At 72.9% G+C, this 18,919-nt stretch carries 16 protein-coding genes; 10 read left to right on the forward strand and 6 right to left on the reverse strand.

Going from position 1 to position 18,919, the window contains the following annotated elements; genetic code table 11:
* Window positions 1-13 precede the first annotated feature (13 nt).
* The 4 genes from AB0M59_RS20005 to AB0M59_RS20020 all read right to left on the reverse strand — a co-directional run bounded on the left by AB0M59_RS20005 (window position 14) and on the right by AB0M59_RS20020 (window position 2,048).
* The gene (locus AB0M59_RS20005; protein WP_364616960.1) at window positions 14-337 is read right to left on the reverse strand and encodes a metalloregulator ArsR/SmtB family transcription factor; all 324 of its coding nucleotides are present in this window, start codon (window positions 335-337) and stop codon (window positions 14-16) included.
* Window positions 334-768 (reverse strand): SRPBCC domain-containing protein, encoded by a 435-nt coding sequence (locus tag AB0M59_RS20010; protein ID WP_364616962.1) that lies wholly within the window; start codon window positions 766-768, stop codon window positions 334-336. The genes AB0M59_RS20005 and AB0M59_RS20010 overlap by 4 nt, the downstream gene beginning before the upstream one ends.
* A gap of 70 nt (window positions 769-838) precedes the next feature.
* Entirely contained in the window at window positions 839-1,696 is an 858-nt protein-coding gene (locus AB0M59_RS20015; RefSeq protein ID WP_364616964.1) for a siderophore-interacting protein, read from the reverse strand.
* A gap of 28 nt (window positions 1,697-1,724) precedes the next feature.
* A complete protein-coding gene (locus AB0M59_RS20020) occupies window positions 1,725-2,048 on the reverse strand; it encodes an MGMT family protein (RefSeq protein WP_364616966.1) in 324 nt (107 codons plus the stop codon).
* Between the two features lie 173 nt (window positions 2,049-2,221).
* Between AB0M59_RS20020 and AB0M59_RS20025 the strand changes: the two genes are divergently transcribed.
* The 4 genes from AB0M59_RS20025 (at window position 2,222) to AB0M59_RS20040 (ending at window position 10,595) form a co-directional block, all read left to right on the forward strand.
* Window positions 2,222-5,395, forward strand: coding sequence for an ATP-dependent DNA helicase (locus AB0M59_RS20025; RefSeq protein ID WP_364617136.1), 3,174 nt, complete (start codon window positions 2,222-2,224; stop codon window positions 5,393-5,395).
* Between the two features lie 76 nt (window positions 5,396-5,471).
* A complete protein-coding gene (locus AB0M59_RS20030; RefSeq protein WP_364616968.1) occupies window positions 5,472-8,714 on the forward strand; it encodes an ATP-dependent DNA helicase in 3,243 nt (1,080 codons plus the stop codon).
* Window positions 8,715-8,982: 268 nt separating this feature from the next.
* Window positions 8,983-10,062 carry a potassium channel family protein gene (locus AB0M59_RS20035; protein ID WP_364616970.1) on the forward strand — a complete coding sequence of 360 codons (1,080 nt, stop codon included), beginning with the start codon at window positions 8,983-8,985 and terminating at the stop codon, window positions 10,060-10,062.
* Window positions 10,063-10,166: 104 nt separating this feature from the next.
* Window positions 10,167-10,595: a hypothetical protein gene (locus AB0M59_RS20040; protein WP_364617138.1), complete on the forward strand. Its 429-nt coding sequence runs from the start codon at window positions 10,167-10,169 to the stop codon at window positions 10,593-10,595.
* On the opposite strand, the gene AB0M59_RS20045 is transcribed toward AB0M59_RS20040, so the two are convergent.
* Window positions 10,588-11,604, reverse strand: coding sequence for a neutral zinc metallopeptidase (locus AB0M59_RS20045; protein WP_364616972.1), 1,017 nt, complete (start codon window positions 11,602-11,604; stop codon window positions 10,588-10,590). The genes AB0M59_RS20040 and AB0M59_RS20045 overlap by 8 nt on opposite strands.
* Before the next feature lie 250 nt (window positions 11,605-11,854).
* Between AB0M59_RS20045 and AB0M59_RS20050 the strand changes: the two genes are divergently transcribed.
* From AB0M59_RS20050 to AB0M59_RS20075, 6 genes are read left to right on the forward strand one after another with little or no spacing between them, the layout of a single operon-like run.
* Window positions 11,855-13,054: a hypothetical protein gene (locus AB0M59_RS20050; protein ID WP_364616974.1), complete on the forward strand. Its 1,200-nt coding sequence runs from the start codon at window positions 11,855-11,857 to the stop codon at window positions 13,052-13,054.
* Window positions 13,048-13,689 carry a DUF4129 domain-containing protein gene (locus AB0M59_RS20055; RefSeq protein WP_364616976.1) on the forward strand — a complete coding sequence of 214 codons (642 nt, stop codon included), beginning with the start codon at window positions 13,048-13,050 and terminating at the stop codon, window positions 13,687-13,689. Before AB0M59_RS20050 ends, AB0M59_RS20055 begins: the two co-directional genes overlap by 7 nt.
* Window positions 13,686-14,825 carry a DUF4350 domain-containing protein gene (locus AB0M59_RS20060; protein ID WP_364616977.1) on the forward strand — a complete coding sequence of 380 codons (1,140 nt, stop codon included), beginning with the start codon at window positions 13,686-13,688 and terminating at the stop codon, window positions 14,823-14,825. The genes AB0M59_RS20055 and AB0M59_RS20060 overlap by 4 nt, the downstream gene beginning before the upstream one ends.
* Window positions 14,822-15,793, forward strand: a complete 972-nt coding sequence (locus AB0M59_RS20065; protein WP_364616979.1) for a MoxR family ATPase — start codon at window positions 14,822-14,824, stop codon at window positions 15,791-15,793. The genes AB0M59_RS20060 and AB0M59_RS20065 overlap by 4 nt, the downstream gene beginning before the upstream one ends.
* Window position 15,794: 1 nt before the next feature.
* Window positions 15,795-17,087, forward strand: a complete 1,293-nt coding sequence (locus AB0M59_RS20070) for a DUF58 domain-containing protein (RefSeq protein WP_364616981.1) — start codon at window positions 15,795-15,797, stop codon at window positions 17,085-17,087.
* A 48-nt stretch (window positions 17,088-17,135) separates the two neighbouring features.
* On the forward strand, window positions 17,136-17,894 hold the full coding sequence (locus AB0M59_RS20075) for an RICIN domain-containing protein (RefSeq protein WP_364616983.1): 759 nt from the start codon (window positions 17,136-17,138) through the stop codon (window positions 17,892-17,894).
* Here the strand turns inward: AB0M59_RS20075 and AB0M59_RS20080 are convergent.
* Entirely contained in the window at window positions 17,886-18,893 is a 1,008-nt protein-coding gene (locus AB0M59_RS20080; protein WP_364616985.1) for a stage II sporulation protein M, read from the reverse strand. The genes AB0M59_RS20075 and AB0M59_RS20080 overlap by 9 nt on opposite strands.
* Window positions 18,894-18,919 lie beyond the last annotated feature (26 nt).

An 18,919-nucleotide genomic window follows, 5' to 3' on the forward strand; every position in this document is an offset into this window, starting at 1 on the left:
CTCCCAACGGGGTTCAGCCTTGTTCGGCGATTCGCTTGATCTTCGCCAGCCGGCGGTCCCAGTCGGCGGCGAGTGCGGCCATCCAGCGGGCCGTCGCGTCGAGGGCTTCGGGACGAACGCCGTAGCGGACTTCGCGGCCGATCTTGACGCTGCTCACCAGCCCGGCCGCGTCGAGGACGGTGAGGTGCTTGACGATCGCCTGGCGCGACACGGGCAGCCCGCCCGCCAGGGTCGTCGCGGTGGCCTGGCCGTGCGCGGCGAGCAGGTCCAGCAGCCGGCGGCGCGTCGGATCGGCCAGGGCGGCCAGGACGCCGTCGACGACGTCGTGGCCGGTCATCCGGCGCGGGCGGCCAGCGCGGGAAGGCACTGCGCCCAGCCCGCGGTGTGGTCCTTGACCACGTTGACGCGGTTCTCGTCGGACGTCGGCAGCGCGGCGAAGCCGCTCTCGACCACGCGCAGCCGGGTGCCGTCGCCGTCGGGAGTCAGGGTGAACTCGACCAGCGTCGAGTTGCCCTCGCGCAGTTCCTCGCCGGGAAACGCGCTCACCCAGCGGTACGCCAGGTAGTGCGGCGGGTCGACCTTCTCCACGCGCAACGGGAACTCGCCGTGTTCCGAGTGCCGGACGACCAGGGTCTGACCTTCCTCGGCCAGGGTGCCCCGGACGGTTTCGTCGTCGGTCGCCCAGAACCCGGGCTCGGCCACCAGCGGCCAGACCTTGTCCGGCTTCGCGGCGATCACGATCTCGCGTTCGATGGTGTCACTGATCATGAGGTTCTCCTCTCATGTGCAACACCAGAGTTGCACATCAGAGGGCGCGGTGCAACCTCAGGGTTGCACTTCAGTCCTCGTCGGCCGGGACTTCGCCCGCTTCGGCCGCGCGGACCGCCTCCCGGCTCGCCGCCTCTTCGCTGATCCCCGCGCGCCAGTAGCCGGTGAAGCAGATCCGCCGCTTGTCGACGTCCCGCTCCCGCACCAGGTGCCGCCGCACCAGCTTCACGACACCCGCTTCGCCCGACACCCACGCGTACGGCGCTCCGCCGGGGAAGGTTGCTGTCCGTACCGCTTCCAGCAGCGCCTCTCCCATCGGCCGCGACCCGCGAAGCAGCCAGTGGACTTCGACCGCTCCGCGCGTCTCGAACGTCTGACGCTCTTCGCGCTCCGAGACCTCGATGTACGCCGAAGCGCGCGTGCCGGCCGGGAGCTGCTCGATGATCGCGCCGATCGCCGGCAACGCCGTTTCGTCGCCGACCAGCAGCTGCCAGTCGGCCTCGGCGGGCAGGTCGTACAGGCCGTGCGGGCCGAGGAACGCCACGCGGTCGCCCGGTGTCACGCGCGACGCCCACGCCGAAGCCGGGCCGGTGTCGCCGTGCAGCACGAAGTCGACGTCGATCTCCGCCGACGCCGGGCGGTGCGCCCGCACCGTGTACGTGCGCATCGGCGGGCGGACGTCGTCGGGCATCGCCAGGTACGTGCGGTACCACGACAGGACGTCGGAGCCCGTCTCCGGCAGCTCCGGCGCTTCTTGGCCGGGCCGCGGGAAGAAGGCCTTGACGTACTGGTCGGGCGCCCCGGCCGGGACTTCGCGGAAGCTCGCCGACTCGAACGTCACGCGCACCATGTGCGGCGTCACCGGCCGGACCGCGGTCACCTGGGCCCGGTGGTACGTCAGGGCCGGTCTCTCCACCTGCGTCGTCATTAGGCGAGGCTAACCTAAAAATCAGGCGTCAGAACAGTCCCTCCTCACCGGGATCTTCGTCACCGTCAGGCTTCCAGCGGTACTTCCGCAGGTCGACGCGCTGACCGTCGGCCAGCACGCCCTCCACGCGCAGCCGTTCGAGCTGGTCGTGCACCAGGTGCGGCGCCGGTGTCCCGTTCGCGCGCAGGATCCGGTGCCACGGCAGGTCGTGCCCGTCCTCGGCCAGGATGGCGCCGACCATCCGCGGTGAGGGCGCGCCGGCGAGCGCCGCGATGTCGCCGTACGTCGCGACCGTGCCGGCCGGCACCGACTCGATGATTTCCCGCACGCGCTCGTGCAGAACGTCGTCCATGCCACCACTCTGCCGCACGGGTACGACACTTTCCGTTGCCGCCCGCCGCACGCTCCGGCACCTTCACCGCACTCACCGGCCGTCAAGCCGTGCCGGTGCACCACCCGGGGGACCCGGCGTGGTTCCATCGCTGGGTGAACGCGAGGCGAACGGCGCAGGCGGACGCGCGGCTGGTGCGCCCGCCGATCGCCGGCACACCCACGTTCACCTGGGACGAAGGCGCCCGGCGGGTGCTCTCCGCACCCGGAGGCTTCCGCCGTGTGCTCGGCGGTCCCGGTACCGGCAAGACGGCGCTGCTCGCGTCGGCCGCCACCCGCCGCATCGCCGAGGGCGCCGACCCGGAGAGCGTGCTGGTCCTCACGACGTCCCGCAAGGCCGCCGACGCGCTGCGCGCCGACATCACCCGCCGGCTCACCGCCGACCCCGATCAGGCCCGGCCGCTGCCGCGGACCGTCCGCGAACCCCTCGTCCGCACGGTCCACTCGTACGCCTACTCGCTGCTGCGGCTGGAAGCGATGGCCGAGGAGCTCCCGCCGCCCCGGCTGCTCGCCGGCGCCGAGCAGGACGTCGTCGTCCGCGAACTCCTGGCCGGTGACCTCGACGAGGAAGCCGGGTACTGGCCCGAGCAGCTGCGGCCGGCGCTGATGGTCCCCGGTTTCGCCGAAGAGCTGCGCGACCTGCTGATGCGGGCCGCCGAGCGCGGGCTCGGCCCGGAGGACCTCGCCGAGCTGGGCCGCCGCCGCGGCCGGGAGGAGTGGATCGCCGCCGGGCAGTTCTGGGCGCAGTACGAAGAAGTCACGCAGCTGCAGGGCGCGGGCGGCAACGCGCTCGGCGTGGCGAGCGCGCCCGCCCTCGACGCCGCCGAGCTGGTCACCTCCGCGCTGCTCGCCCTGGAGGACGACGACGAGCTGCGCGAACGCGAGCGCACCCGCGTGCGGCACCTCTTCGTCGACGACGCCCACCACCTCGACCCGCTGCAGACCAGCCTGGTCCGGATGATCGGCCACACCGCGGCCGAGTTCGTCGTCGCCGGCGACCCCGACCAGAACGTGTTCTCCTTCCGCGGCGCCGACGCGAGCCTGTTCGCCGACGCCGACCCGGACGGCAGCCGGACCGTCACGCTCACGACGTCGCACCGGCTGGCCCCGGCCGTCCGCCTGGCGGTGGCGAAGATCGGCGCGACGTTGCCCGGGTTGTCCCAGCACCGCAAGATCGTCCCGCCCGCGGGGGCGACCGGCGGGAACGTCCGCGTGCGCGTGATGCCGACACCCGCCGCCGAGGCCAGCTGGATCGCCGACCAGCTCCGCCGCGCCCACCTCGTCGACGGCGTGCCGTGGTCGGAGATCGCCGTGCTCGTCCGGTCGCCGGCCCGGACCTTCCTGGTGCTGCAACGCGCTTTGCGCGCGGCCGGGGTCCCGATCGGGTCTGCGACCGAGGAGCTGCCGCTGGCTCGCCAGCCCGCGGTGCGGCCGCTGCTGGCCGTGCTGAAGCTCGCGCCTCAGCCCGATCTGCTCGACATCGACCTCGCCGAGATGCTGCTGTCGTCGTCGCTCGGCGGCGCGGATCCCTTGGCGCTGCGGCGGTTGCGCCGCGGCCTGCGCCGGCTCGAACTTGCCGGCGGCGGGCAGCGGTCGAGCGACGAACTGCTCGTAGAAGCGTTGCGTGGCGGGGACATCCTCGTCGGGCTCGCCGACGCCGAGGCCGAACCGGTGCGGCGCGTCGGCGGGCTGCTGCGCGTCACGCACCAGGCCGTCGCCCGCGGCGACGGCGTCGAGCAGGTGGTGTGGCAGCTGTGGCGGGAAAGCGGCCTCCAGGACAAGCTGCTGAAGCAGGTCGAACGCGGCGGGTCGCTGGGCGCGCAGGCCGACCGCGACCTCGACGCCGTCGTCGCGCTGTTCGACGCGGCCGGGCGGTACGTCGATCGGCTGCCCCGCGCGAGCGTCGCGTCCTTCGCGGATTACCTGGGTGCGCAACAGATCGCGGGCGACACCCTCGCGCCGGCGGCGGTCCCGTCCGACGGCGTCTCGCTGCTCACCGCGCACGCCGCCGCCGGTCGCGAGTGGACGGTCGTGGCCGTCGCCGGGGTCCAGGAGGGCGCGTGGCCGGACCTGCGGCTGCGCGGATCCGTGCTGGGCGTGGAACGGCTGAAGGACCTGATGTCCGGTGTGGACGATGACGCCGTCTCCGCGACCGCGCCGATCCTCGCCGAAGAACGGCGCCTGTTCTACCTCGCGATGAGCCGCGCGAAGCAGACGCTGCTGGTCACCGCGGTGTCCGGAGAGGACGAACAGCCGTCGCGCTTCCTCGACGACCTCGAGGAGAACGGCGCCGACGACGGCGGCCTCGACTCCCGGATGAAGCCGCCGGGCCGGTCGCTGGTGCTGGCCGAGCTGGTGGGGGAGCTGCGCGAGGTCGTCTGCGACGACAAGGCCGAGCCGTCACGTCGGCGCCGGGCGGCCAAGCAGCTCGCGCGGCTGGCCGAGGCGAAGGTGCCGGGCGCGCACCCTTCGACCTGGTACGGGCTGCTCCCGGCGTCCACCGACGAGCCGGTGCACCGCCCCGGCGACCTGATCCGGATCTCACCGTCCACAGTGGAAATCCTGACGAAGTGCCCGCTGCGCTGGATGATCGAGCGCCACGGCGGGAGCGACCCCGCGCAGCTGGCCGCGGTGACCGGGACCCTGGTGCACGGGCTGGCGGAGTCGGTCGCGTCGGGCAAGACCGACGCCGAGCTGCAGGCCGCGCTCGACGAGGCCTGGGTGCGCGTCGACGCGGGTGCGCCGTGGTTCTCCCGGCGGGAGCGCCGGCGGGTCGAGCAGATGCTGCAGAACTTCGTGACGTGGCTGGAGCGCAGCCGTGCGGAGCTCAAGGCGGCGGGCGTCGAGCAGGACATCGAGGTCGAGCTGCCGGCGGGCGGCGCCGACGAGGTCCGGGTACTGCTGCGCGGCCGCGTCGACCGGGTCGAGCTGGACTCCGAAGGCCGTCCGGTGATCGTCGACATCAAGACCGGCAAGGTCCCGGTGTCCGGCAAGGACGCGGAGGAGCACCCGCAGCTGGCGGCGTACCAGCTGGCGGTGCTGCTGGGCGCGATCAAGGGCAGCAACGAGCCCGGCGGCGCGCGGCTGGTGTACGTGGCCAAGGCGAACAACAAGACGGGTTCGACCGAGCGGTCCCAGCCTCCGCTCGACGAGGTGGGCGGCAAGCAGTGGCTGGAGCTGGTCCGCGACGCGGCGGCGTCGGCGGCGGGGCCGGACTACCAGGCGCAGGAGAACCCGGACTGCGACCGCTGCCCGGCCCGCGGGTGCTGCCCGCTGCGGCCCGAGGGCAGGCAGGTGCCGGGCCCGTGAGCCGTCGCGAAGACGTCGTGAGTGAGAAACAGTGTTCTAACCCTGTTTCTCACTCACGACCGGCCGGGAGGCGTGCGTGAGTCCGCTCGTCATCGCCAACCCCGTCGAGCCCGCCGAACTCGCCGACGCGCTGGGCCTGCACCGGCCGACTCCCGAACAGGCGACCGTCATCGCCGCGCCGGTCGAACCCTCCCTCGTCGTCGCCGGGGCGGGCGCCGGCAAGACCGAGACCATGGCCGCGCGCGTCGTCTGGCTCGTCGCCAACGGCATCGTCAGCCCCGATCGCGTCCTGGGCCTCACCTTCACTCGCAAAGCCGCGCGCCAGCTCGGCGAACGCGTGCGCGCGCGACTCCGGCGGCTCGCCGGGTCCGGGCTGCTCGACCGGCTCGACCCCTCCGGCGGCCTCCGGTCCACTGTGGTCGCCGGCGAGCCGACCGTCCTCACCTACCACGCCTACGCCGGGCGCCTGCTGTCCGAACACGGCCTCCGCCTGCCGGTCCAGCCCGGCGTTCGGCTGCTCTCCGAGACGTCGTCGTGGCAGATCGCGCACCGCGTCGTGTCCACTTGGGACAACGAGCTCGACACCGACCGCGTCCCGCCGACCGTCACCGCGGATGTCCTGCAGCTCGCCGGTGAGCTGGGCGAGCACCTGATCTCCGTCGAGGAGCTCGCCGAGTACACGACCTGGATGTGCCGCGTCATCGAAAACGCCCCGCGCGCCAAGGGACAGCGGGCCGCGCTGCCGCAGAAGCTCACGGAAATCATGGCGGCGCAGCACTTCCGGCTCGCGCTGCTGCCGCTGGTCGAGGAGTACCACCGGCGCAAGCGCAACGAAGGCGCGCTCGACTTCGCCGACCAGATGTCGCTGGCCGCGCAGCTGGCGAGCAACTACCCGTCGGTCGTGCGCGGCGAGCGCGAACGTTTCGGCGCGGTGCTGCTCGACGAGTACCAGGACACCGGGCACGCCCAGCGCGTCCTGCTGCGGGCCCTGTTCGGCGGCGTCGAGAACCAGCCGATGCCGGTCACCGCGGTCGGCGACCCGGCCCAGGCGATCTACGGCTGGCGCGGCGCCAGCGCGGCCAACCTGCCCCGGTTCACCACGGACTTCCCGCGTCACGACAGCGAAACGCTCGTGCCCGCCGGGGATTTCGGCCTGCTGACCAGCTTCCGCAACCCGCCGGAGATCCTCGACCTCGCCAACGCCATCGCCGAACCGCTGCGGGCACGCGGTCTCGGCGTCGAACGGCTGCGGGCGCGCGAAGGCGCCGGGCCCGCGGACATCGCGTGCGCGCTCCTGCCGGATATCCGCGCCGAACGCGACTGGGTGGCCGACGCCCTCGCCCGGCGCTGGTACGCCACCCAGGAGCAGACCGGCAAGCCGCCGACCGCCGCCGTACTCGTACGGCGGCGTGCCGACATGGCGCCGATCGCCGCCGAACTGCGGGCGCGCGGGCTGCCGGTCGAAGTCGTCGGGCTCGGCGGACTCCTGGACGAGCCCGAGGTCGCGGACCTCGTCTCGACGCTCAAGGTGCTCGCCGATCCGCTGTCGGGCAGCGCGGCGGCCCGGTTGCTGACCGGCGCGCGCTGGCGGCTCGCGGCCGCCGACGTCGCCGCGTTGTGGCGGCGCGCGGGGGAACTTTCCAGCCCCGAGAAGTCGGACGGCCCGGAGCTGGTCGTAGAGCGCGTCGAACAAGCCGGGCTGATCGACGCCATTGACGAGCCCGGCGCGCCGGACCGGTATTCCGAAGAGGGTTACAAGCGCATCCGCCGGGTCGGCTGGGAGCTGTCGGCGCTGCGGCGGCGGCTCGACCAGTCGCTGCCCGAGCTGGTCGCCGATGTCGAACGCACGATGCTCCTGGACGTGGAGTCGTTGGCACGACCGGGATCCGCGGGGCGCGCGCACCTGGACGCGTTCGCCGAGGTCGTCACCGACTACGCCGAGACGGCGCCGACGGCGACGCTGTTGTCCTTTGTGGACTATCTGAACACCGCCGCGCACGCCGAGGACGGGCTCACCCCTGGCGAGGTCGAGGTCGTGCCGGACCGCGTGCAGGTGCTCACCGTGCATTCGGCGAAGGGCCTCGAGTGGGAGGTCGTCGCCGTCCCGCACCTGGTGCAGGACGTCTTCCCGGGCCGGCGGCGCTCGTCGTCGTGGCTGCGGACGGCGACGTCGCTGCCCGCGGCGTTGCGCGGTGACTCGCAGGACCTGCCGGAGCTGCGGATCGCCGACGGCTACGACCGCAAGGAAGTCCAAGAAGGACTGGAGCTGCACGAAGCCGGGTTCGTCGAGCGGGAGCAGTCGGAGGAACGGCGGCTCTGCTACGTCGCGCTGACGCGGTCCGAGCACGCGCTGATCGTGTCCGGGCACTGGTGGAACGAGAGCAGCAGCCGCTTCAAGGGGCCGTCGGAGTTCCTGACGGAGATCGGTGACGTCCTGCGCGAGACGGGTGTCGGACAGCTCGCCGAGTGGGCGCCGGAGCCGGCCGCGGAGGACGAGAACCCGCTGGTGTCGGACTCGCGGAAGGGGCGCTGGCCCGTCGATCCGCTGGCCGACCGCCGCACCGGCGTGCAGACCGGGGTGGAGCTGGTGTCCGAGGCACTGTCCACTGTGGACTCACTGGACGACGAGTCCGAAGAGGACGATCCGGACGGCTGGCTGACCGACACCGACGTCCTGCTCGAAGAGTGGGCGCGCAAGGACGACCGGGTCAGGCGTGTCCCGCTGCCGTCGCGGCTTTCGGTGAGCCAGCTGGTCGCGCTGGCCGACGACGCCGGCAAGCTGGCGGCGGACCTGAGCCGTCCGCTCCCGATGGAGCCCAACAGCTTCGCCCGCCGCGGCACGGAGTTCCACGGCTGGCTGGAGCGCCGGTTCGCGGGCGACCAGCTCATCGAGATCGACGACCTCCCGGGCGCGGCCGACTTCGGCGAAGCGCCCGACGCGGACTTCGAGGAGCTGCAGACGGAGTTCGAGAAGAGCGAGTGGGCGTCCCGGGTGCCGGTCGCGGTGGAGGTTTCGTTCTCGGCGGACGTCGAGGGCATCACCCTGCGCGGCCGCATGGACGCGGTCTTCCGGCACCCCGACGGCTACTGGGAGATCGTGGACTGGAAGACGGGCGCGGTCCCGCCGGAGTCCCGGCTGCCGGCGCTGTCGGTCCAGCTGGCGGCGTACCGGATGGCGTGGGCGGCGCTGAAGGACGTCCCGGTGGAGGAGGTCCGGGCGGCGTTCCACTACGTCCGGGCGAACCGCACGATCCGCCCGGCCGACCTCCTGGACCCGGAAGGCCTGCGACGGATCCTGCGGGACATCCCCGAGGCGTGATCAGCGGCGTAACCCGCGTGATCGGGGACGTGACTCGCGTGATTGAGGCCGTAACTCGCGAGTTCCGTCTCCAATCACGCGAGTTCCGGCTTGGATCACGCGAGTCACGTCCCTGATCACGGGTCAGGCGGGGTCGCGGACCTTCCGGGCCCAGGGCATCGCGACCCCACGGTCAGCTCGGACGCCGTTCCACGCGGCGGCGCGCCACCCGGTTCGGCTATCCTCCGGGCGTGAGTGACGCTCGACACCAGCCACGGGGAGCCGGTGCATGAAGGCCCTGAGGCGGTTGCCGCTGGGCAGTCTCACCGATCGGCCGGATCACGAGCTCGTCGGCGTCCTGCGGATGCCCGAGCTGACGGTCAGTCCCCTCCGCTCCATCATGAAGCGGGTCATCGGCGCGACCCTCGCGCTGCTGCTGACCGTGATCATCGTGTACCTCGACCGCGACGGCTACCGCGACGCCAACGGTGACGGCCTGTCCCTGCTCGACAGCCTCTACTACGCGACCGTCTCGCTCTCGACCACCGGCTACGGCGACATCGCGCCGGCCACCTCGTCCGCCCGCCTGGTGAACGTTCTGGTGATCACCCCGCTGCGGGTGCTCTTCCTCATCGTCCTGGTCGGGACCACCCTGGAGGTGCTCACCGAGCGCTCCCGGCAGGCGTTCAAGATCCAGAAGTGGAGGACGAAGGTGCGCGACCACACGGTCGTCGTCGGGTTCGGCACCAAGGGCCGGTCCGCCGTCAACGCGCTGCTCGGCGACGAGAACATCGCGCCGGGGCAGATCGTCGTCGTGGACACCGACCAGCAGGCCCTCGACGCGGCCAGCGCGCTCGGCCTCGTCGCCGTGCACGGCTCGGCCACCCGCTCCGACGTCCTGCGCGTCGCCGCGGTGCAGCACGCGCGCGCGGTCGTCGTCGCCCCGAACCGCGACGACACGGCGGTGCTCGTCACGCTCACCGCCCGCGAGCTGGCGCCCAAGGCACACATCGTCGCGTCGGTGCGGGAGGCGGAGAACGTCCACCTGCTGAAGCAGTCCGGCGCCGACCAGGTCGTCGTCTCCAGCGAGACGGCCGGGCGGCTGCTCGGCATGGCGACGTCGACGCCGCTGGTCGTGGACATCATGGAGGACCTGCTCACCCCCGAGTCCGGGCTGGCCATCGCCGAACGCGCGGTCGAGCCGGCGGAGGAGGGCGGCTCGCCGCGGCACCTGTCCGACCTCGTCCTCGGCCTGGTCCGCGACGGCGTCCTGTACCGCGTGGACTCCCCGCAGGCCGACGCCATCGAGCCCGGCGACAAGCTGCTCTACGTCAAGAAGGTGACGCAGACGGAGAAGATCGAGCGGTAGGTCCGGTTCGCCGCTGACCGGGACCGGGCCGCCTGGGTTTTGCCCGCCGGATCTGGAACCATGGCGAAGTGCCCCCGCGATCCCTCGATCCGAAGTGGCCCACGGTGGCGATCCCCGCCGCGGCGGGTGTGCTCGTCGTGCTGCTCGCCTGGCTCGCCGGGCCGGGGCTGCTGGGCATCTCCAACGAAGACCTCGGCGCCCCGGTGACGGCCGAGGTCACCAAGCCCGCGCCGTGCGACCGGCCGGACGCCGTCGAGACCGTGAAGTTCACCGTCGCCGGGAAGACCCACGAGGGCACGCTCAACGGCTGCGGGCACGGCCAGGGCGAGCGCGTCGACGTCGGCGTGCCGGAGGACCTGCCCGACCAGGGCACGGTCACCGTCCAGGCCGCGGACACGTCGGCCGGGGCGTCGGACGCGCGGCGGCCGCTGGGCCTCGCGCTGCTCGTTTTCGCGTGCTTCTCCGGCGGGATGTACGTCCACCTGGTGCAGCGGCTCCCCGCGCGGCCGAAACCGGCGGCGAAGGTCAGCTGACCTCGGACGACGGCGCCGCGAAGGTGTTGCAGTCGGAGATCCGGTTGCTCGTCGCGCCCGCTCGCCACCAGGACGCGTAGTGCGCGTTCGTCCCGTGGTCGTGGCTGCGGGACGTGTTGTCGCCGCGGGTCTCCTGGTCGTTCCAGGCCTTGTTGTACATGTCGCGGCTGATCGTGCCGCCCTGGTCGACGTGCGCGCCCATGAACATGCCCGAGAAGCACTGGGCCTGCAGTTCCTTGCGCCGCGACATCTCGAGCCCGGCCGGGCTGTTCTGGCCGGCCTCGTAGATCTTCTGCCAGGCCGCGTCCATCAGGCCGGCGACCTCCTGCACGTGGTGGCCGTACTCGTGGGCGAACAGGGCCAGGTAGACGCCGGGGTTGTTGCCGTACTGGTCGGTCTGCAGCCCGCGGAACGGGACGTACAGGTTGTTCTCGCAGTAGTACGCGGCGGTCGCGATGCCGACCTGGATGGTGCCGCACTCGGTCTCGAAGCTCGCGCCGGTCGGGAAGTGCAGCGCCGGCGGTGTGAACGGCAGGTGGTAGGCCTCGAGGAACGGGCCCCACGCCGCGTCCAGGCACTTGCTGGCCGCGGTGAAGAACGCTTCCGCGCCCGCCTGCGTGCTCTGCCACGTCGGCAGCGTGCAGACGCGGTTCTGCAGACCGGCGTTCGGGTCCTGCAGGATCGGGTGGTCGGCGAGCTTGAGGACCTTCTGCGGGCCGGTCGCGCTGGGCGCGGAAGTCTCGGCGGGCGGGCTCGACGCCGAGGCCGGGGCGCCCGCGCCGCCGGGCAGCTGCGAGGGGAGGTCCTGGGACGACGGCGTGTCCCGGAAGTTCGCGTTGGCGAGCGGGGTCTCGCTGCGGTTGAGCACCACGATCGCGACCAGCCCGAGCACCAACACGGCCACCGCCCCGAGGCACACCCCGATCACCGCCGCCGGAGACCGGCGTCGCGGCGCGGACACGGTGTGCGGACGGCCCAGCCAGGGAAGATCCGGTTGCGCATCCGGCACCGGCGGCGGCTGGACGGTTCCGCGAGGCGGTACCCGGCCGTGGGGCGGTTGCGTCACTAGGCAGTCCCGAAGGGTCTCGGTACGGACCGGGGGTACCCGATCCCGCCGTTCAGCATATCGGGGGAACGGGGGCCCTCGCACCCGTCCGTGCGCACGCGGTCACCACGCACGGACGTCACCCCAGGTCTGGCCGGGTGCAACCGGCTCTGAGAGAGTGTCGCTAAGCAGGTACTGCAGGCGAGGGGCTTCGATGACAGACACCGGTGGCGCGCCCGGCGGCGAGGGCGACGACTCGCCGACACCCAGCCAGGGTGTCCCGCAGATTCCGCCCCCCGGATCGGGTGATCCGAAGCCCGTCGAAGACCACTCCGCGTCACCGGCGACGCCGCCGCGCGGGTGGCAGCCGCCGGACGCCCAGGCGACCCCGGGACCGGCGACACCGCCGCCGGGCTGGCAGCACGCGTCCGGCCCGCAGCCGGGTGCGCTGCCGCCGTATTCCGGGCCGCCGCCGCACCAGCAGCAGTACCAGCAGCCGCGAGGCTGGAGCCCGCACGGGCTCGGCAAGCCCGGCGTGATCGCGCTGCGGCCGCTCAACATCGGCGACATCCTCGACGGCTCGATCACCGCGATCCGCCGGCACCCGGCGGTCATCCTCGGCATCGGCGCGGTGATGGCGATCCTCAACGCCGGCATCGGTTTCCTCGTCCAGAAGTACGTGCTCGCCGACTTCGAGAACCTCGCCTCGACGGCGACCCTCGGCCCGGGCGCCACCGAGGAGGAGCTGCGCAACGCCGTCTTCGGCACCTTCGGCGACCTCTTCCTCGTGCTGATCCCGACGCTGCTGATCTCGTCCCTGCTGCTGGCGCTCACCACCGGCCTGATGGCCACCGTGATGGGCCGCGCCGCGCTGGGCCGCGAGGTCACCTTCGGCATCGCGTGGCGCGAACTGCAGCCGCGGCTGCTGCCGTTGATCGGCGTGGCGTTCGTGTACTCGCTGGTCACGACGATCGGCCTGATGCTCTGCATCATCCCCGGCGTGCTGGCCTGGGTGTTCTGGGCGCTGGCCGCGCCGGCGCTCGTGCTCGAGCGCGGGACGTTCCGCCAGGCGTTCGGCCGGTCGCTCAGGCTGGTCAGCGGCGCGTTCTGGCGGGTGCTGGGCATCCTGCTGCTGGCGCGGGTCATCCAGTCGCTGTTCGAGAACATCATCCAGCTGCCGTTCGCGTTCGGCACCGGCCTCTTCGACCAGGTGCTCAACCCCGGCAAGGTGACGCTGCCCAGCACGGGTGACCTGCTGCTGCAGTCGGCCGGCCAGATCGTCTCGGGCACCATCGCGATCCCGTTCGTCACGCTGGTCACCGTGATCGTCTACCTCGACCAGCGGATGCGCCGCGAGGGCATGGACATCGAGCTGGCCCGTGCGGCCGGCGTGCAGCCGCCGCAGGCATGGTGACGCTGGTCCTCATCGACGTCCCGGTCGACATCGACCGGGACGATGCCCGCCGCGCCGCCGCGGAAGAGCTGACCGACCCGAAGTACCGGGACGCCCAGCCGAGCTTCCTGCAGCAGGTCGGGCAGTGGCTCGGCGAGCAGCTCGAAAAGCTGCTGAACAGCGTGTCCTCGGTGGTCCCGGGCGGGATCTGGGGCGTCCTGCTGGTCCTCGTCCTGCTGATCGTGCTCGTCGTCGTGGTCCGGCTGCGCACCGGCAAGATCGCCCGCACGTCCCGGGCCGATCGGACGGTCTTCGGCGGGAAGCGCCAGAGCGCCGACGACTACCGCCGCTCGGCCGCCGAAGCCGCCGCGGGCGGGCGGTACGGCGACGCCGTCCGCGACCGCTTCCGGGCCGTCGTGCGGGCCCTGGAGGAACGCGCGCTGCTCGACGTCCGCTCCGGCCGGACGGCGGACGAAGCCGCCGCCGAGGCCGGGATGCTGCTGCCGAACGTCGCCGCGGAACTGCGGGAAGGCGCGCGGCTCTTCGACGACGTCCACTACGGCGGCCGTGAAGGCACCGAAGCGGCTTACGCCACGCTGACCGAGCTGGACGAACGCTGCCGTCGCGAACGGCCGGTCGCCATGGCGGGCTCGTGACCACCTCCGTTTCGCCGGACGTGCGCCGGATCTGGCGCGGCGTGCGGATCCCGCTGGGCCTGGTGGCGCTGATCTTCGCCGCCGGCGCCCTGCTGCTGCTCGGCCGCGGCGAGCAGACCCACGGCGCGCTCGAACCCGGCTCGTACGAACCCGGCGGCGCGCACGCGCTCGCGCAGCTCCTGCGGGACCAAGGCGTCGACGTCCGGACGGCGCACACCGCCGCCGAAGCCGACGACGCGATCAGCGAAGACGCGACGCTGCTGGTCACCCAGCCCGACCTCGTCCCGGGGAAGCGCCTCGACGCGCTGCGCCAGCACGCCGCGGACGTCGTCCTCGTGACGCCGGGAGCGCCGACGCTGCGCGACTCGCTGACGCTGGTGCGCCCGGTCGGCCAGAGCGATCTCGCCACCCTGGGCCCGCAGTGCACGGTCGCCGCGGCGGTCGCGGCCGGCGACGTCACCCTCGGCGGCATCGGTTACGCCTCGCCCGGCGCGCGTTCGTGCTACCCCGGCGAAGACGGCGGTGGCACGCTGCTGCAGCTCGCCGACTCCGGCGGCACGACGACGCTGCTCGGCTCGTCGGCGCCGCTGACCAACTCGCGGCTCGCCGACCAGGGCAACGCGGCGCTGGGGCTGCACCTGCTCGGCGGACACCCGAAGCTCGTCTGGTACCTGCCGTCCACCACGGACCCGGCGCTGGACGACACCCGCAAGTCGATCTTCGACCTGATCCCGGACGGCTGGTACTTCGGTGCCGCGCAGGCGTTCATCGCCGTGGTGCTGCTGGCGCTGTGGCGGGCGCGCCGGCTCGGTCCGGTGGTCACCGAGCCGCTGCCGATCGTCGTGCGCGCGGCCGAAACCGCCGAAGGACGCGCCCGGCTGTACCGCCGGGCGAAGGCCGCCGGACATGCGGGCGAGACGTTGCGGGAGGCGACGCGGAGCCGGCTGCGGACCGCGCTGGGCCTGCCGCGCGACGCCGACGCGGCGGCGCTGGTGAACGCGGTGAGCGCGCGCACCGGCCGGCCGGCCAACGACGTCGGCGCGGTGCTCCACGGCCCGCCGGTGGCCGACGACCCCGCGCTGGTCCGGTTGGCCGGCGAACTGGACAGGGTGGAACGAGAGGCAGGGCGAACTTGAGCAGCGGTACCGAAAACGCGACCGGGGCCCGGGAGGCGCTGATCGCGCTGCGCGCCGAGGTCGGCAAGGCCGTCGTCGGCAACGACGCCGCGGTCACCGGGCTGATCCTGGCGCTGCTCTGCCGGGGGCACGTGCTGCTCGAAGGCGTCCCGGGCGTGGCGAAGACGCTGCTCGTGCGGGCGCTGGCGGCGTCGCTCGACCTGGAGACCACGCGCGTGCAGTTCACGCCGGACCTGATGCCCGGCGACGTCACCGGCTCGATCGTCTACGACGCGCACAGCGGCGAGTTCTCCTTCCGCGAGGGCCCGGTGTTCACGAACCTGCTGCTCGCCGACGAGATCAACCGGACGCCGCCGAAGACGCAGTCGTCGCTGCTGGAGGCGATGGAGGAGCGGCAGGTCTCGCTCGACGGCAAGACGCGGCCGCTGCCCGACCCGTTCATCGTGATCGCCACGCAGAACCCGGTGGAGTACGAGGGCACCTACCCGCTGCCGGAGGCGCAGCTGGACCGGTTCCTGCTGAAGCTGACCATGCCGACGCCGTCGCGTGAGGACGAGATCGGCATCCTGTGGCGGCACGCGCAGGGCTTCGACCCGCGCAATCTGGCCGCGGCGGGCCTCAAGGCGGTCGCGGGTGCCACGGAACTGGCGGCCGCGCGGGAAGCCGTGGCGCGCGTGACGATCGGACCCGAGGTGATCGGGTACGTCGTCGACCTGTGCCGGGCGACGCGGCAGCTGCCGTCGGTGCGCATCGGCGTTTCTCCCCGTGGTGCCACGGCGTTGCTCGCGGTCACCCGGGCCTGGGCGTGGCTCGCCGGCCGCGACTACGCGACCCCCGACGACGTCAAGGCGTTGGCACGGCCCGCCTTGCGGCACCGCCTCGACGTGCGGCCGGAGGCCGAGCTGGAGGGCGTCACCGCGGACGGCGTGCTCGACCGCGTGCTCGCGTCCGTGCCCGTGCCGCGCTGACATGGCGGTCACCGGAAGGCTCGGGCTGCTGGCGCTGTTCGGCGCTCTGGTGGTCGGGCTGCTCCTGCCGTCCCGCACCGGGATCCTGGCCGTCGGCGGCGTGCTCCTGCTGCTCGTGGTCGTCGACCTCGTGCTGGCCGGAAGCGTGCGGCCGCTGCGGTTCTCCCGCTCCGGCGACACCGCGGTGCGGCTCGGCGAGCCGTGCGAGGTGACGCTGGTGGTCGCGAACCCCGGTGGCCGCTCGGTCCGTGGACAGCTGCGTGACGCGTGGCCGCCGAGCGCGGGCGCCGACGACCGGCACGTCCTGCGCGTTCCGGCGGGGGAGCGGCGGGCGCTGGTGACTTCTCTGCGGCCGTCGCGGCGGGGTGACCGGACGGCGGCGCGGGTGACGGTCCGGTCGGTCGGTCCGCTGGGTTTGGCCGCGCGGCAAGGTTCGCACGAGGTGCCGTGGACGGTTCGCGTGCTGCCGCCGTTCCACAGCCGCAAGCACCTGCCGTCGCGGCTGGCGCGGCTGCAGCAGCTCGACGGCCGCAGCGCGGTGCTGATCCGCGGGCAGGGCACGGAGTTCGACTCGCTGCGCGAGTACGTGATCGGCGACGACGTCCGGTCGATCGACTGGCGCGCGACGGCGCGGGCGGCGGACGTCATGGTCCGGACGTGGCGCCCGGAGCGCGACCGGCACGTGGTGCTGGTGCTGGACACGGGCCGCGTGTCGGCGGGCCGCGTCGGCGACGCCCCGCGCCTGGACGCGGCGATGGACGCGGCGTTGCTGCTGGCAGTACTGGCTTCCCGGGCCGGCGACCGCGTCGACCTGCTGGCGTACGACCGCCGGCTGCGGGCCGCGGTGCAGGGTTCGTCGGGGGCCGCGCTGCTGACGTCCTTGGTGAACGCGATGGCGCCGATCGAGCCTTCGCTCGTCGAGACGGACGCGCGCGGGATGGTCGCGGAGGTGCTCCAGCGCACCCGCCGCCGTTCGCTGGTGGTGCTGCTGACCGGCCTCGACGCGGCGCCGTTGGAGGAAGGCTTGTTCCCGGTGCTGAGCTCGCTGACCGCCCGGCACGAGCTGATCGTCGCGTCGGTGGCGGACCCGCGGGTGGCGGAGATGCTCTCCGGCCGGGGCGACGCGGAAGCCGTGTACGACGCGGCGGCGGCGTCGCGGACGACGGCGGAGCGGCAGCGGGTGACGGAACGCCTGGCGCGGCACGGGGTCGGCGTGGTGGACGCGGTGCCGGAAGAGCTGCCGCCGGCGTTGGCGGATCGCTATCTGGCGTTGAAGGCGGCCGGCCGGCTCTAACGGGTGGCTCCGGTGGTGAACGTCCGTTCGGGCTGTTAAGCCCGATGCATGTGGAAGCTCATGGTCGTGGCCCTGGCGATCGTTTCGGCGCCTGCGCCGGCGGACGGTGCGCCGGTCTACCTGGCCGACGGCGGCGGCAAGCTCTCGCTCGCGGTGGTCGACGGGAAGCCCGTGCTGGCCGACGCGGGGGAGGCGGGCGCGAAGTGGACGTACGCCTCGCAGCGTTTCACCAATGTCCAGAGTGGACAGTGCTTGGCGGCGGCCAGCCCGGTCGACGGCGTGGCGGTGAAACTGGCGGCCTGCGACGACAAGGACAAGCACCAGGCGTGGCGGCGGGTGGCGGGGCTGCCGGGGCTGGTCGAGATCGCGAACGTCGCCACGGCACGGTGTTTGACCGCCGAAGACGCGACCGCGGGCGCCCGGCTGTACCAGGAAGTCTGTTCCCTGACGGGCATCGCGAACACGTGGGCGGCGGGCGGCCGGACCCTGGCCATCCTGTCCGGCAACGGCCAGCGCCTGGCGTCGAAGGACCCGGGCGCGCCGTTCGTGGTCCGGGTGATCGGCGAGAACGGCCAGCCGGCGGCGGACGTCCCGGTGAACTTCTATGTTCGGGCTGCTCGGCCGAAGAACGTCCTGGTCTTCGAGGGGGGCAGCGAAACGGTGTCGGTCAAGACGGGCGCGGACGGGACGGCGTCCAGTCCGAAGCTGACGTTGACCGAGCCGGGTGAGTTCGAGGCGCGGTTCGTCGGAACCGCGGGGCTCGAGGACGGATCGTCGATCGCCTTCGAGGGCTCGTGCCTATGCTGACTCGGGCAGGGCGTCCCCGGCGTCGCGCGCGTCGAGGTCGCCGACCTCGCCTTGCTTCGCCGCCCGCCTTCCGAGCGTGAAGACGTACACCAGGAAAGCCACTTCGACGAAGACCCCGATGCCGACGCGGACCCACGTCGGCCAGCCCGACGGCGTCACGAACGCCTCGATCAGCCCGGACACGAACAGCACGCACGCCAGCCCCAGCGCCATCACGACGACCGAGCGGCCCTGTTCGGCCAGCGCTTTCGTGCGGGAGCGGCGGCCGGGGTCGACCACCGTCCAGCCGAGTTTCAGCCCGGTGCCCGCCGCGATGAACACCGCCGTCAGCTCCAGGAGACCGTGGGGGAGCAGGAGCCCGATCATCACGTCGCCGCGGCCGGCCGCGCTCATCGCGCCGATGATCAGCCCCGCGTTGAGCGAGTTCATCCACAGCGCGCCGATCACCGGCAGGCCCAGCGCGATGCCGAGGAACAGGCAGGTCGCCGCCACCCAGGCGTTGTTCGTCCACACCCGCGCCGCGAACGACGTCGCCGGGCCCGTCGAGTAGTAGTTCTCGGCCTCGCCGCCGGGCTTCGTCAGCTGGTTGAGCTCGTCCGCGCTCCCGATCGACGCGCGCACGTGCGGGTCGCCGGCGACCCAGACGGCGATCACGACCATCACCGCGATCGACACCAGCGCGGCCGGGATCCACCAGCGCCGCGAGAGGTACACGGCGGCGGGGAAGCGGCGCGTGAAGAACAGCGCGACCTCGCGCCACGCGGGGTTGTGCGACCCCGAGATCGCGCTCCGGCCGCGGGCGACCAGCCCGGACAGCCGGCTCACCAGGGCCGGGTCGGGCGCGACCGAGCGGACGATCGACAGGTGGGTCGCGGTCCGCTGGTAGAGCGTCACCAGCTCGTCGGCCTCCGCCCCCGTCAGCTTGCCGCCGCGGTGGGTCAGCTCGCCGAGCCGGGTCCACTCCGCCGAGTGCGTCGCGACGAAGACGTCCACATCCACGGGGTCAGCCTATCCGTCGCTACGCT

It is taken from the genome of Amycolatopsis sp. NPDC051371 (assembly GCF_040682155.1).
Lineage (GTDB): Bacteria > Actinomycetota > Actinomycetes > Mycobacteriales > Pseudonocardiaceae > Amycolatopsis.